Origin of the sequence: Pseudomonas mohnii (genome assembly GCF_900105115.1) — a bacterium.
Classification (GTDB): domain Bacteria; phylum Pseudomonadota; class Gammaproteobacteria; order Pseudomonadales; family Pseudomonadaceae; genus Aquipseudomonas; species Aquipseudomonas mohnii.
Window position 1 is genome coordinate 803,109 of sequence record NZ_FNRV01000001.1, and the last position, 14,001, is coordinate 817,109.

The 14,001-nt window shown below is 62.9% G+C and carries 14 protein-coding genes; 3 read left to right on the plus strand and 11 right to left on the minus strand.

All coding sequences use genetic code 11. The features are described 5' to 3' along the window. Nucleotides 1-231 precede the first annotated feature (231 nt). Nucleotides 232-732 (plus strand): PaaI family thioesterase, encoded by a 501-nt coding sequence (locus tag BLV61_RS03560; protein ID WP_047530113.1) that lies wholly within the window; start codon nt 232-234, stop codon nt 730-732. 65 nt (nt 733-797) lie between these two features. Here the strand turns inward: BLV61_RS03560 and BLV61_RS03565 are convergent, their stop codons facing one another. Genes BLV61_RS03565 through BLV61_RS03575 form a run of 3 tightly spaced genes read right to left on the minus strand, consistent with a single transcriptional unit; the run spans nt 798 to nt 4,049 of the window. Further along, nucleotides 798-2,144 carry a glutamine synthetase family protein gene (locus tag BLV61_RS03565; protein ID WP_090462546.1) on the minus strand — a complete coding sequence of 449 codons (1,347 nt, stop codon included), beginning with the start codon at nt 2,142-2,144 and terminating at the stop codon, nt 798-800. A gap of 35 nt (nt 2,145-2,179) precedes the next feature. Continuing rightward, a complete protein-coding gene (locus tag BLV61_RS03570) occupies nt 2,180-2,734 on the minus strand; it encodes a helix-turn-helix domain-containing protein (RefSeq protein WP_090462548.1) in 555 nt (184 codons plus the stop codon). 25 nt (nt 2,735-2,759) lie between these two features. Beyond that, nucleotides 2,760-4,049: an NAD(P)/FAD-dependent oxidoreductase gene (locus BLV61_RS03575; RefSeq protein WP_090462550.1), complete on the minus strand. Its 1,290-nt coding sequence runs from the start codon at nt 4,047-4,049 to the stop codon at nt 2,760-2,762. Nucleotides 4,050-4,271: 222 nt separating this feature from the next. Between BLV61_RS03575 and BLV61_RS03580 the strand changes: the two genes are divergently transcribed. Next, nucleotides 4,272-5,438 carry a GGDEF domain-containing protein gene (locus BLV61_RS03580; RefSeq protein ID WP_208604198.1) on the plus strand — a complete coding sequence of 389 codons (1,167 nt, stop codon included), beginning with the start codon at nt 4,272-4,274 and terminating at the stop codon, nt 5,436-5,438. A gap of 135 nt (nt 5,439-5,573) precedes the next feature. On the opposite strand, the gene BLV61_RS03585 is transcribed toward BLV61_RS03580, so the two are convergent. Then, complete coding sequence (locus BLV61_RS03585; RefSeq protein WP_090462554.1) at nt 5,574-6,530, minus strand: threonine dehydratase; 957 nt, start codon at nt 6,528-6,530, stop codon at nt 5,574-5,576. 96 nt (nt 6,531-6,626) lie between these two features. Here BLV61_RS03585 and BLV61_RS03590 point away from each other — a divergent pair, with 96 nt between their 5' ends. Beyond that, nucleotides 6,627-7,433 carry a helix-turn-helix transcriptional regulator gene (locus tag BLV61_RS03590; RefSeq protein WP_090462556.1) on the plus strand — a complete coding sequence of 269 codons (807 nt, stop codon included), beginning with the start codon at nt 6,627-6,629 and terminating at the stop codon, nt 7,431-7,433. 26 nt (nt 7,434-7,459) lie between these two features. Here BLV61_RS03590 and BLV61_RS03595 read toward each other — a convergent pair whose 3' ends face one another. The 7 genes from BLV61_RS03595 to BLV61_RS03625 all read right to left on the minus strand — a co-directional run bounded on the left by BLV61_RS03595 (nt 7,460) and on the right by BLV61_RS03625 (nt 13,995). Beyond that, nucleotides 7,460-8,047, minus strand: coding sequence for an eCIS core domain-containing protein (locus tag BLV61_RS03595; protein ID WP_090469730.1), 588 nt, complete (start codon nt 8,045-8,047; stop codon nt 7,460-7,462). 190 nt (nt 8,048-8,237) lie between these two features. Beyond that, nucleotides 8,238-9,560 (minus strand): purine-cytosine permease family protein, encoded by a 1,323-nt coding sequence (locus tag BLV61_RS03600; protein ID WP_090462558.1) that lies wholly within the window; start codon nt 9,558-9,560, stop codon nt 8,238-8,240. A gap of 111 nt (nt 9,561-9,671) precedes the next feature. Further along, a complete protein-coding gene (locus BLV61_RS03605; RefSeq protein WP_090462560.1) occupies nt 9,672-10,646 on the minus strand; it encodes a 5-oxoprolinase subunit C family protein in 975 nt (324 codons plus the stop codon). Further along, complete coding sequence (locus BLV61_RS03610) at nt 10,643-11,515, minus strand: 5-oxoprolinase subunit B family protein (RefSeq protein ID WP_047530164.1); 873 nt, start codon at nt 11,513-11,515, stop codon at nt 10,643-10,645. Before BLV61_RS03610 ends, BLV61_RS03605 begins: the two co-directional genes overlap by 4 nt. Continuing rightward, a complete protein-coding gene (locus tag BLV61_RS03615; RefSeq protein WP_090462563.1) occupies nt 11,512-12,885 on the minus strand; it encodes an acetyl-CoA carboxylase biotin carboxylase subunit in 1,374 nt (457 codons plus the stop codon). Before BLV61_RS03615 ends, BLV61_RS03610 begins: the two co-directional genes overlap by 4 nt. Nucleotides 12,886-12,896: 11 nt before the next feature. Continuing rightward, entirely contained in the window at nt 12,897-13,142 is a 246-nt protein-coding gene (locus tag BLV61_RS03620; RefSeq protein WP_047530167.1) for an acetyl-CoA carboxylase, read from the minus strand. 94 nt (nt 13,143-13,236) lie between these two features. Continuing rightward, a complete protein-coding gene (locus BLV61_RS03625) occupies nt 13,237-13,995 on the minus strand; it encodes a 5-oxoprolinase subunit PxpA (RefSeq protein WP_090462565.1) in 759 nt (252 codons plus the stop codon). Nucleotides 13,996-14,001 lie beyond the last annotated feature (6 nt).

A 14,001-nucleotide genomic window follows, 5' to 3' on the forward strand; every position in this document is an offset into this window, starting at 1 on the left:
GCCGATGACCGTCATGGGCAACGAAGCGCGTTCCGCAGGAAAAGATCAATAAATGACCAACACATTACAAGCCCCACGTTTCCTGCTGCCTGGCGCGTTATCCACAGGTATACCCACGCAATTTGTGGATAGCTTCAGCGCATTCACCTGAGGTTACAACGCACGCATCACTTTCGGTCCGGCCTGGAAATCCGCTAGGCTTGCCCCACACTTTTCGAGGATCCTCAAGGTATGTCCAGGCTCGACCTCTCCCTGCAAGACACCGCTGCGCCCGAGGGCGTTTGTTATGGTTGCGGCGGCAGCAATCCCCACGGGCTGCACATCAAAAGCTACTGGCATGAGGACGGCGTGCATGTCGTGGCCGAGCATCTGCCCGACGCGCAGTATTGCGGCTGGCCCGATCTGGTTTACGGCGGAATGATCGCCATGCTGGTGGATTGCCATTCAAACTGGGCGGCAATGGCCTATCACTACCGCGCCGAACAGCGAGACGTCGCCAGCCTGCCTCGCATCAATTGCGTCACGGGCAACCTGGGCATCAAGTTCATCAAACCGACCCCCATGGGCGTTCCGCTGACCCTGCGGGCGAAAGTGGAAGGTGAAGTCGGACGCAAGAGTCGCGTGATCTGCGAGGTCTACGCCGGGGACGTACTCACGGCGATCGGAGACTCGATTTTCGTTCGCGTGGACGCCGCGCAGCTGGCGGCGGCCGCCCATGAGCGGGACGCATAAGCACAGCCATTCAAGGCGCGATGGCGTTGGGTGTTGAGGCGGGATGCCACCTCAACACCCAGGCTTCACAGATACCAGCGATATTCCCGGGCACTGATTTCCTGCATGAACGCCAGATGATCCTGACGTTTGTTCTCGCAATACACATCGACGAATTCCGCCCCCAGGCCTTCGCGCAGTTGCGGCTGATGCTGCATCGCGCGCACGGCTTCGAGCATTTCCACCGGGAAATCGATGCCGCTGTTGCGGTCTTCGTTGAGTGGCGGGATCGGCTCCTTGCGGGCTTCCAGGCCATGCTCAAGCCCTACCAGAATCGCCGCCAACACCAGATAAGGGTTGGCGTCGGCACCGGCCAGGCGATATTCGATGCGCAGATTTTTCGCGTCTGACTCCGGAATACGCAAGCACGCATCGCGGTCTTCAAAGCCCCAGCTCGCATGCGTGGCCACGTTGGTCGTGCCGCCCAGGCGTCGATAGGCGTTCTGGTTCGGCGCGAAGATCGGCATGCTGTGGGGCAGCAACTCCAGGCAACCGGCCACGGCATGGCGCAGGGGTTGCTGCTGGTTGGCGGCCAGCAGGTTTTTACCCTCGGCATCGTACAGGCTGACATGCACATGCATGCCGCTGCCGGGGTGCTGCAAGTAAGGCTTGGCCATGAAGCTGGCGCGGTAGCCATGCTTGAGCGCAACGCCACGGGTACTGCGACAGAACAGCGCGGCCCAGTCGGCCGCTCGCAGACCGTCGTCGAGATGCCCGAAATTGATCTCGAACTGACCCGGCCCCAGTTCCGCCGTAATCACCGTGGCATCGATGCCCTGGGCCCGTGTCGCCTCGACCATTTCATCCAGCACCGGCGCAAAGCGCGACAGGCGCTCGATGTGCATGTTCGGTTGATCGTCGGCGTCGTCGGTCAGGTCATCGCGGGGGAATTGCGGCAAGCCGTCACGCAGTTTTTTATCGAACAGGTAAAACTCCAGCTCGAAGGCCACCACCGGATGAATGCCTTTGCGCGCCAGTCGATCCAGCACCTGCGCCAGCACTTCGCGCGGCTCGAAAACGATCGGCTTTTCGGTGCCGTCGGAAGTAATCAGCATCTGCCCCAGGGGCTGTGCTTCCCAGGTCACCGGTTTGAGCGTGCCAGGGACCAGGCGCCGCAGCGCGTCCGGGTCACCGTCGTTGAAGCAGTAGTCACCGATCTTGAACAACCCGCCCTGCACGCCCAGCAACACGCAGTTCTGCGGCAGCTTGAGCGCGCTGCCGGCCGCGACTTTTTCCAGCATCTCTACGGGATAACGCTTGCCGTAGAAGTGCCCGGGAATGTCCAGGGAAATCAGGTCGACATAACGCACCTCGGGGTAGCGTTGGCGAAAGGCACGCACTTCGGCGAGCAGATCAGAGCAGGCAGCATCCATCGTGGTTGTTCCTTGGAAAGTTCTTGGGGTGGCGATCATGTGTAGACCCAAAGCACGCGCGTCAGCTGCTCGGTCAGGTTGCCGTAGCGGCAACGGGTGTGGCTGTCGAATTGAAAACTGTCGCCGGCGCGCAACGTGACCGAGTCGTCGTCGCCCAGCCACAACGTCAACTCGCCCTCGAGCACGTAGCCGCCCTGCTCCGAGCTGTCGGTCAGGTGCCTGTCACCACTGCTGGCGCCGGCTTCCAGATGGCTTTCGAGCATGGAGAACGAAGCGCGCATCTTCGGCGATACCAGGATGTCGGTAATCCCGTTGGCGTAATACACGGTGCGGCGCTCGTCCGGCCGGGTCACCCACGGCAGGACCTTGGGTTTGGGCAAGCTATAGAAATAGGTGGTCGGCACGCCGAGGGTTTCACTGATCGCCGTCAGATCGGCCACTGTCGGCCGCGACAAACCGCGCTCGACCTGAGACAAAAACCCCACCGATCGACCGATCCGGTCTGCCAGCTCCTTCAAGGTGAACTTCTTGTGCTTGCGTAAATCGTGAATCAGGATCGCCAGCGCGGCGATTTCTTCTTGCTTGTTCATGACCGGGATTCCGCTGAATGACTCATCAAATGCTGTCGCGCAGTCGATACCAGGCTTTGCCGATCGCCTCCAGCGGCGCCGCCAGGTACTTGCCGCCGGGAAAGCTGCCATTACTCAAACCTTGATACAACGCCAACTCATCCGCCTGGCCGAGAATCGCATCCGACACCGCGCGCGCCGCTGCCAGGGTCGGCAGCACGCCGTGGCCGGAATAACCCTGTAGCCAGTAGCGATCCCCCTGGCGGCCAACATCCGGTGTGCGGTTCAGGGTGAGGTCGATGTGTCCGCCCCAGGCAAATGCCAGATCGACCCCTTTGAGCTGTGGAAACACGCGCTCCAGGAATGGTCGCGTCGCCCTGGCGATGTCCTTGGGCATGCCACCCAGATAGGTGCAGCCACCGCCGAACAGCAAGCGGTTGTCCGGTGTACGGCGGAAATAATCGAGGACGAACTGGTTATCGGTGACGCAAACATTGGTCGGCAGCAGCGAGGTGGCTTTCTCGGGCGTCAGGGGGGCGGTGGCGACCTGATAGGTCCCGACCGGCAACACACAACTGGCCAGCTTCGGGTCGAGACGATCCACATAGGCGTTGCACGCCAGGACCAGCACATCGGCCCGGATCGACCCACGTTCGGTGTTCACCTGAAACCGACCGCCCTCTTCCCGATAGTTCAACGCCTTGCTTTGTTCATGGATACGGCCGCCGGCACGCTCGATGGCGGCGGCCAGGCCGAGCGCCAGCTTCAACGGATTGAGGTGCGCGCCTTCGGGATCATAAAGGCCGGCCTGATAGCGCTCGCTGGCCACCCAATCGGGCAACTGCTCGCGGGGAATGAACTGCAAGCCGTCGTGACCCCACTTGTGACTGGCTTCGCGTTGCCATTCGGTCAACAGGCTGACCCGGCGCGGCATGACCGAAGTCCACAGGTGCCCGGCCCGATAGTCGCAGTCGAAGCCATGACGCCCGGGCAGTTCACGCAACTCCCCGGAGGCCCAGCGCATGCCGTCCCACAGGCGCCGGGCACGCTCATAACCCAGCGCGGCTTCCAGCGGCGGCATGTCACACGACCAACCGAGAATGGCCTGCCCGCCATTGCGCCCCGAGGCGGCCCACGCCACGCGGCTGGCTTCCAGCAGCGTCACCCGTTTGCCGGCCAACGCCAGACGCAGCGCCGTGTGCAGCCCGCTGAAGCCAGCGCCGATGATCACAATTTCAGTGTCATGGTCTCCCACCAGCGCAGGTCGGGTGGTCAGGCGATTGGCGCAACTGTAGGCGTAGTAGCTCGCGACATGCTGGGTGGACTGCTGAAACATACGGGCCTCATGAAATTAATTTCTTATAATTTCATGAAAAAATACACCATAAATTTCACGAAAACAATGCGGATTGCATTGATCGTTCCCGGGCGGGCAGATCAACCTTCAGCTTCCCGCCCTGCCGACGCCCTGTTGCGGTGCCGGGCCGCTACTCTCTGAAAATTTCTCCCAAACGCTTACAATCGCCCCCTTCACCGCAAATCAGCAGGCCACAAGGCTATGGCGCTCGACCCTTCCACAATGTTGACACTCTCGATCGCCCTCGCGGCGGCCGCCGCCCTGTATCTGGCGGTCGAGTGGCGCAGCATCCGTGAATCTTCGCTGCTGTTCTGGAGCGCGGGCTTCGCCACGATCACCGTGGGGTCGACGCTCGCCTTGCTGCGCATGAGTGGCCTTGTGTTGATTGGCATCTGGTTTGCCAATGGCCTGCTGGTCCTGGCCCACTGGCTTTTCCTGCTGGGCGTCGCGCGCTTCACCCGTATACGCCTGTCTCGCGCCTGGTGGCTGATCGTCGTCGCCTGGTTTGCGCTGCTGGCGCTGCCGGATGCCCCCTCGTGGTCGAAGATCATGCTGGTGGCCAATTCGTTGCTGGTGGCGCTGCCGACGCTTTGGGCCAGTTTCCTCCTGCGTCCCCATGGCAAGTCATTGAGCGTGGGCGCGGCACAGCTGCGCTTTGTGCTGTTGATCCATGGGCTGTTTTATCTGGCCAAGGCCGTATCGGCGGGTATTCCGGGCACGCTGATCGATCTGGCGGCCTTGCGGGGCGAAATCATTCAGATCTCGCTGGTCGAAGGCGCCATGGCAATCATGCTGATCGCCCTCTCGATGACCGGGACCGAACGCCACCGGCGGGAGGAACGGATTGCCCGGCTGGCCGAACGCGATCCGTTGACCGCCCTGTACAACCGCCGCGCCCTGGAAGTACGGGCACCACGCCTGTTGGCTGAAGTCTCGAGCGCTCGCCCCGGTGCCCTGCTGTTGATCGATATCGACAACTTCAAACTGGTCAACGACCTCTACGGCCACACCGCAGGCGACCGCCTGCTGGTCGCGCTCAGCGAGATGATTCGTTCGCATTCGCCCGAAGGCGCACTGGCGGCGCGGCTGGGCGGCGACGAGTTCGTCATCGTGCTGAACAACGCTTCGAATGAGCGCATCGTGGAATTGGGCAACACCCTGCGCGACCGCTTTCACAGCACGGCCTCACAAACCTTCGCCACGCCGGAAGCGGTGACCCTGAGCATCGGCGCCAACCTGTTCGACCATCCGCCCTCCAGCCTGGCAGCCTTGATTGAACAGGGCGATGCGGCGCTCTACGAGTCCAAGCGTGGCGGACGCGACAGCATCCGCCTGGTGGATCGAACCCTACAGGTCACGAGCCCGTGATTGTACGCGTACGTCCGGAGCGGGCTTGCCAGCGATGGTCTAAAACATCCCGCGTTTAACCCGTTCATACGCGTTACCGTTAACGATCATCGCCAGCAGGCTGGCTCCTACAGGTATTGCGTAAAAACCTTTTTTTCACCCAATCACCCTGGCATACACCGAACGATCAACATTCCCGCCCGACAGAATCACGCCGACCTTTTTTTCCGCCATCGCTTCACGCTCCTGCATCAGCGCCGCCAGGGCCGCCGCGCCGGCGCCTTCGGCGAGGTTGTGGGTATCGGTGTAATACACGCGCATGGCCTCGGCAATCTCATCGTCGTTGACCGAGACGATTCGCGCCGCCGCCGCGCCGTAGATATCAAATGCCGCGGGCACCGGTTTACGCACGGCCAGGCCGTCGGCGAAGGTATTGGCCGTGGCGGTTTCGAGGATTTCTCCCGCTTCAAAGGATAATTTGGCCGCCGCAGCCTCGGTGGACACCACCCCCACCACGCGGGTGTTCAGGCCCAACGCGTCACGGGCGGCGATCACTCCGCAGATCCCCGAGCCACAGCCAATCGGCACGTAGACCGTATCCAGATCCGGTGCGGCCTTGAACAGCTCCAGCGCATAAGTGGCCACGCCCTTGACCAACTCGGCATGGAACGGCGGCACCAGGTACAGGCCATGCGCTTGCGCCAGGCGCGCGGCCTCTTCGCGGGCCTCGTCAAAATCGCGGCCGTACTCCACCACTTCGCCGCCAAAGCCGCGCATCGCGTTGTTCTTCTCCAGCGAATTACCTTGCGGCACGACAATCAACGCCCGCAAACCCGACGCGCTGGCCGCCAGCGCCAGGCTCTGGCCATGGTTGCCGCGGGTCGCGCTGACGATCCCCCGCACGTCAGGGTGCGTACGCTTGAGCCAGTGCATGAAGGTAATGCCGCCACGCACCTTGAACGCACCGGTCGGCGTGTGATTTTCATGCTTGACCCACACCGTGCAACCCAGGCGCTCGGCCAGCAAGGGCCATGCGTACTGGGCAGTGGCCGGCATGACCTGGTACACGTGGCGTGCCGCCTGTTCGATATCGTCGCGAGTCAGTCTGTGCATGAGGGGTCTCCCTGAGGTTTTGCCCAGTCTAGACAGGGCTTGATCACCCCGGCTTTCAGAAAACTGACCTGACTTTTGCGCCCCCTGTTCATTACTATGGTGGGCATGAGCCAACGAAACCGCCCTGCGTCCCCGCCCCCCTCTGAGCCGACCCGTCGTGTCGAGGCCGGGCCCTGGGCGATCGAGCTGCTGCCCGGCGCCGCTTATGCGACCCGATACGTGGCCACCCAATCAGCGATCGGCTTTGCCTTCGACAGCCAGCGAGGCCTGCACGCGATCGGCAGCGACCGGGTTTTGCCCTTCGACGCCATGCCCAATGGCCTGGCCTTTGTCCCCGCCGGTTGTGACGTCTTGTCCGAGTCCCCCAAGGGCGGTGAATACCTGCGGGTCATGCGCACTGATGGCCTGCCGTTGGTGGGGGACCGCGCCTTCAACAATCGCATCGATCAACAGGCCATGACCCTGGCGCTGCGAATGCGCGCGGCGTTGTTACAGGCTTCGGTTGAGGATGACTGGGAAGCCTGGGCACTCGCCCTGGCTGAACGGACAAGCGATCACCAGGCAGGGTCGACGCCGGCCCTGGGCGCCATCACCGCCAGCCGGATGCGATTGCTCGACGAGTTTATTGATGCCGGTCTCGACGGTCCGCTGGGTGTGCAGGCGATGGCGGACCTGTTGGGATTGTCCGAAGGCTATTTCATTCGAGCCTTCAAGCACGCAGCGGGCAAAAGCCCGCACAGTTACCTGATCGACCGGCGCCTGGCCAAGGCCCGCGCCCTGATGCGCGACTCGACCGCGACACTGGCAGAAATCGCCCACACCTGTGGCTTCAACTCCCAGGCGCACATGACGACCACGTTCAGGCAGCGCCTTGGCGTGAGTCCGGTGCAGTTGCGTCGATAGCGCCCCTCGACGGGCTTCGCGTCTCTTCAGTCAGCCCCTTCCCGTGCCGATCGCCTGACCTCAGCCTGTATGGCATAAGCCGGCGCCTCCACCGCATTGAAATCTTGTGTATAGCGCTGGGCAAATCCGTCTACCCCCCATTGCTGAAACTGCTGCACATGCTTCAGCTCGTGAGCCCAGAGCGCGAGGTTCTGTTCGGCGGATTGGGCATCCCGGAACAGAATGATGTCGATGAGCGTCACGGCCCCCACATCGGGGTTTTGCAGCATGGCAGTGGCGGTGCTGAACTGGCCGTTGTCGCTGACTTTGTAGCGCGCGGCATCGAGGACACCAGGGTCGTACCAGCGCAACAGTTGCTCCCGGATATGCGCTGGAATCGCCTGGACGTCAACGGCGGCTTCAGCGCGCGCTTGGGTCAGCCAAAGCGCCAGGGCGGGTGCCGCGACCTGATGGATGTCTTCAGGCAAGGTGCCGAGCAACTGTCCCGGCAGGCAGATGCAACCGTCCAGACACACTTGTTTTTCGCCAGCCGGGCAGGCGTCGGCCTGGGCTGCCGTTTCAAACGTCAGACAAAGCAGCAACAGCGCCAGCAGGCGCGGGATGATGGGTGGCATCGGGTGCTCCAGGGACGGACGCAGCGCAAGCAGTGAGTCGCCATCGATCACTGCCCCGCGCAGCTTCAGCGTAGTTGACCCGCTCCTGCTCGTGCAAAAGCCGCTGCCAGGGTCATCGACACCCCGGCAGCGGCCCGGTGATCCAACGCTTTCTTTTTTCGCTGATCGCTAAGCGACGGGCCAGCCCGCCTTACTCTGCCAATTGCAACCGCAACCGGCTACGACGGGACAGCCCCGCCTGCAAGGCGAACGCCACGATCACGGTGGAGGGTGCGGAAAAGCTGCTCAAGCCAGGGCCGGAAAACATCAGCGCCAGTCCCAATGCGGTAGCGCCAAACCAGGCGCTCAAGCCTGCCGAATTGAACGCTGTTACCCGTTCGAGCGCCACCACGTCACTGCGGCCGCAGCGTATCTGCGCCAACGCCACGCCGACCCAGGCCACGACGAAAATGCCTTGATAAGCCAGGGCCTTGAGCAGGTAGGCAAACACATCCGCGAGCATCAGGCCATACACGATCACCCCGACCGCCAGCGCCCACGCCAGGTACGAACCGCGCACGCCAAAACGCGCAAAGAACGCCTGCATGTTCATCGTCGCCAGGTAGTAGTTGGCGGTGTTGATCCGGGTTTGCGTGGCCCAGACGAACAACAATCCCCACAGCCCCATCAGTTGCAGGATCGCCATGACCACCGACACTTCGTTCAGCGCGCCTTCATGGGGAATGCTGCTGACCAGATAGATCCCCGCCGCGCCGTTGAGCAGAAAGGTCACCGCGTAGAACGGCATGCCGAAGTTCCAGCGGCCGTGGTATTCGGCGTCCTCGGGTTTGCCGAAACGGGCGTAGTCGAAGGTGAACAGCATCAGCACCCAAACGCCCATGTAGGCGACGAAGCAGTCCCACCAACCGAACGCGCTGGGGGTTGCCGGGCCGAAATCCAGCCATTGCGGCTGGTAGCCATAACGACTGATCGACAGCCCCACCGCCACCAGCAAGCCCCCCAGGTACACCGGCAACAACACGCCGTTGAGCTTGTCCAGCCAGTGCTGCACGCTGCCCAGGATCATCGGCACGCTGTACAGCACCACCAGCAATGCCGCCAGCGGGAACACCAGCTGCGGGTACAGGTGATTGAGCGCCACGGCGATCACCGAGCCTTCGAACACCGCGTAATAAATGGCCGTCGAGAAGAAGATCAAGGTCGCCAGACAGGCCCCGGTGCTGCCGAACAGCAACCTTGAAAACAAGGCCACCGACAAACCGCTGCGGATGGCGAAGCGACTGAGCACCGTGTTGACCAGGCCGTAGCTGATCACCGACAGCACCATGCCGATCAGCGCATTGCGGGCGCCGTACGACAACGCCAGCGATGCACCGACCACGATGTAGAACATTGCACTGCACACCGCCCACCAGGCCATGGTCAGGGACAGTCGGCCCATGCGTGCATCGGCGGGAACGGGGTGATTGGCCGGGTCTTGCCCGGTTTGACTCGATTGCGATAAAGCAGCCATATGCGTGAACTCCAGAACCAGTCAAAGGTTGAAGCGCGGGCAGCCGCCACCGCACCGAAGTGCGGCGTTGGCTTACCGTTTGGCATGACCCGCGCCGAGCGGCGGGCAGAATCAGGAAGGGAACAGCTTGCTCAGGCAGCTGAGTTTTTTCTTATAGGAACGTCGTGCTTCCAGTGCTTCTTCCAGGGTGACCGCTTTGAAACGGGCCTTCTGGTTGGGCTGCATCTGGCCGATCAAGTCGAGGTCGGCGCTGATCACGGTGCCAATCATCGCGTAGCCGCCACCGGACACCGCATCGCGGTGCAGCACGATGGGTTCGAGCCCGGCCGGCACCTGGATCGAACCGATCGGGTAGCAACTGTCGACGATGTTCGAGGGATCGGAGCCGGCGCCGAAGGGTTGCTCGCGCGGCTGGAAGGTCAGCGCACTGCCGCCCTTGAAGCGATAGCCGATGCGGTCCGCTTCGGAGCCGACGGTCCAGGCTTCGGCGAAAAAGCTGTCCGCCGCCGCTGGCGTCAAGCGCTCGTAGTACAGCCCCGGTACGACGCGCAGGGTGATTTCGCCCCCCAGCGACTGCCGTAGCGCCATGGGTAGACTGGCCCCGGCGTGGCTCTTGCCACTGGCAATCCCCACGGGCAATTCGTCACCGGCCATCAGGCGCCGCCCTTGGAAACCGCCAAGCGCGCCCAAGGCGTAAGTCGAGCGACTGCCGAGCACCAGCGGTACGTCGATGCCGCCGGCCACCGCCAGATAAGCACGCGCGCCGGCCTTGGGAAAATCGAAGCGCAACGTTTGCCCGGCCTTCACCGAGAACGCCGTGTCGTGATGCATCTCCACGCCATCGACCTTCGGTGTCATGTGCGCACCGCACACCGCCACCAGTGCGTCTTGCTGGAATTCCAGCTCCGGGCCCAGCAAGGTGCATTCAAGCGCCGCGGCCCTGGCCGGGTTGCCGACCAACTGGTTGGCCGCGCTCAACGCGTATTGGTCGAGTGCGCCGGAGGGTGGAATGCCCAGGTGGTAGTAACCTTCGCGCCCCAGGTCCTGTACCGACGTGGCGAGGCCGGGTTTGAGTACCTTGATCATGCCAGCACCTCCTGCAGCGACTTGGGATAGCCGACGGGATCGGCCAGAAAGGCATCCAGGGAAAATTCCACTGGCCGGATCCGCAGGTCGAAGCGCCCGCCTTCCACGTCGGCCACTGCCTGGTCATAGGCCTCACGGTCCATCGGCTTGAACTGCACGATGTCGCCCGGACGGAAGAACACCATGTGCTCCTTCAGGTACGCCAGGTTCTGCTGCGGGTCGTAGATCGGTGCTGGCGTGACGCCGAACATCTGGTAGCCGCCGGCACCGCGTACCGAGTAGATGCAGCCAAAGCAACCGCCATGCCCCAGAGTCAACTTCGGCGTGTCGGTGCGCGGTCGCAGGTACTTGGGCACTTGCAACTGACGCTCGCGCTCGACCATCTGGAACATGAACGGCAAGCCGGCGACGAAACCGACCATCGAGACAAACCACGGCGAACCACTGTGGGCGGCGATGAAGGCCTCGACGTCCGCCAGGCCGTTGATCCGCGCGGCGTACTCCAGGTCCGTCGCGCTCGGGTCCTGGTGACGGTCGCGAAAGCGCATCAGGGTTTCGTGGGTCCAGGGATCGTTATAGAGCACCGGGATTTCGATGATCCGGGTCTGCAAAGTGCGTTCGGCGACCGCCTCGGCCTCGGCTCCCTGCACGGCTTCGAGCAAGGTGTGTGGCGCGATGCGGTCCGGGTCGAAACGAATCTGGAACGAGGCATTGGCCAGGCACACATCGAGCACGCCATCCAGCGCCAGACGCTCCACCGCACGGGTGACCGCCATGCCCTTGAAGAATGCCTCAAGGGACATGCTGTCGCTGACTTCAGCAAACAGATGCTCATCAGCGCCAAAACTGTAGCGGATTGCAGTGCTCATGCTTGACCTCCACTGCGGCGCTCGGCCAGCCAGGTTTCCAGGGTGCCGGTATGGAAGTCGGCGCTGTGCAGCCAGCGCTGCTCCAACAAATCACGGTGCAACGACAAGGTGCTGGCCATGCCGGTGAGCGTGGTCTGCTCCACGGCGATGCGGGCACGGGCCAGGGCCTCGGCACGGTCGCGACCATGGACGATCAGCTTGGCCAACAGCGAGTCATAGTAAGGCGGCACGCGGTAGCCTTGATAGAGATGGCTGTCGACCCGAACGCCCTCGCCTTGCGGCCAGACCAGGGACTCGACCAGGCCCGGACTGGGGAAGAAATCCCGTGCCGGGTCTTCGGCATTCAGGCGCATTTGCAGCGCCGCGCCATTGAGCCGGATATCGCTTTGCCTGAGGCCCAGCGGTTCGCCGCCGGCAATGCGCAACATCGCCTGAACCAGATCGATGCCGGTGATCAACTCGCTGACCGGATGCTCCACCTGAATCCGCGTGTTCATCTCGATAAAGAAAAACTCGCCGGTAGCGTCGTCATACAGGTACTCCAGGGTCCCCGCGCCCTTGTAGCCCAGGGACTCGGTGAGGCGCACGGCGCTGGCGCAGAGTGTCTCGCGTTGCTGTGGGTTGAGGGCCGGCGATGGCGCTTCCTCGAAAATCTTCTGCCGGCGACGTTGCAACGAACACTCGCGCTCGAACAAATGCACCGCGTTCTGACCGTCGCCCAACACCTGCACTTCGATGTGCCGTGCCCGGCTGATGAAGCGCTCCAGGTATACCGCGCCGTTGCCGAACGCAGCCTGGGCTTCGCGCTGGGAGCGGGGGAACTCTTCGGCCAGTTGTCCGGCGTTTTCCGCCAGGCGAATACCCCGTCCGCCACCGCCGGCCGAGGCCTTGATCAGCAGCGGAAAGCCCACGGCTTCAGCAGCCTTGAGCGCCGACTCGACATCGAACAGTTCACCGGGCGAACCGGGCACCACGTGCACGCCCGCTTCCTGCGCGGTGCGCCGGGCTTCAGCCTTGTCACCCATGCGCCGGATCGTCTCCGGGCTCGGGCCGACGAAAATGGCCCCGGCCCCCAGCACCGCCTCGGCGAAGTCGGCATTTTCCGAGAGGAAGCCATAACCGGGATGGACTGCATTGGCGCCCGTGGCTTTCAAGGCGCCGAGCAATGCCTCGACGTTCAGATAACTCTTGTCAGCGCGGGCCGGGCCGAGAATATGCACCTCGTCGGCCATGCGCGCCGCCTGGGAATCGACATCCGCTTCGCTGCACGCGGCAACGGTGGGAATCCCCAGTTCCTTGGCGGCGCGGATAATCCGCACCGCGATTTCGCCCCGGTTGGCGATCAGTAATTTACGAATGCCTTGAGTCATGATCGCGCCCCTCACTCGTCGTCGAGCGTTGCGACAACCTGACCCGGCTCCACCGGATCACCGTCTTCGACCAGGAATGCGCTGAGGCGACCGGCCGTCCCGGCGGTCAGTTCGGAAAACTGCTTCATGACCTCGATCAGGCCAATCACCGTGTCGGCGCTGACCTGCGCGCCAACCTCGACGTAGTTCGCCGATTCAGGCGTGGCTTTGCGATAGAAGGTCCCTGGTAATGGGGTGATGACAGCGTGTTCGGCCATGTCTGTTCCTCTTGGAATAGTTGTAGAAAGGCAGGCAAAAAAATGAATCGTTATTCAATCCCGGGCGTCTGTGTGCCCGATGATTCGTGCTGATTCAGCGCGGCGCGCGAACCTTGATCCCGGCGGTATCGAGCGCGCTGCGGGTGGCTTCGACCAACGCCAGCGCACCGGGGGTGTCGCTGTGCAGGCAGATGGAATCGAATTCGATCGCCAGGTCTTCACCTTCTACTGTGCGCACCACGCCTTCCTGGCAGGCACGCAGCACCCGTGCGGCCACCTGGGCAGGGTCGTAGGCGCGTACGTTGCGGGTAAAGACGATGGAGCCGCTGAGGTCGTACTCACGGTCGGCATAGAACTCGCGAATCACCGGTTGGCCGAGTTCGTTGGCGACGCGCCAGATCACCGAGTCAGGCATGCAATACAGCAGCAACTCGGGCTCCAGGCGCTGGAGGTTTTCCACCAGCAAACGCGCGGCTTGCTCGTCCCGGGCCAGGTGCATGTACAGCGCGCCGTGGGGCTTGATGTGTTGCAGCGCCACGCCATGGACCCGGGCGAGTTCACGCAGGGCGCCCAACTGGTAAAGCATGTCGTCGACCAGTTCCTGGGCCGGGGCGTTGATGTGCCGGCGACCAAACCCGACCAGATCGCGAAAGCCTGGATGCGCACCGACAGCCACACCCAGGGCCTTGGCCCGTTCGACCGTGCGGCGCATGGTGCCGGGGTCGCCGGCATGGAAACCGGTGGCGACGTTGGCCGAGCTGATGAACGCCATCAGTTCATTGTCGACGCCATCGCCGATGGTCCACGGGCCGAAGCCTTCGCCCATGTCCGAGTTGAAATCTACTGCTTGCATGACGCT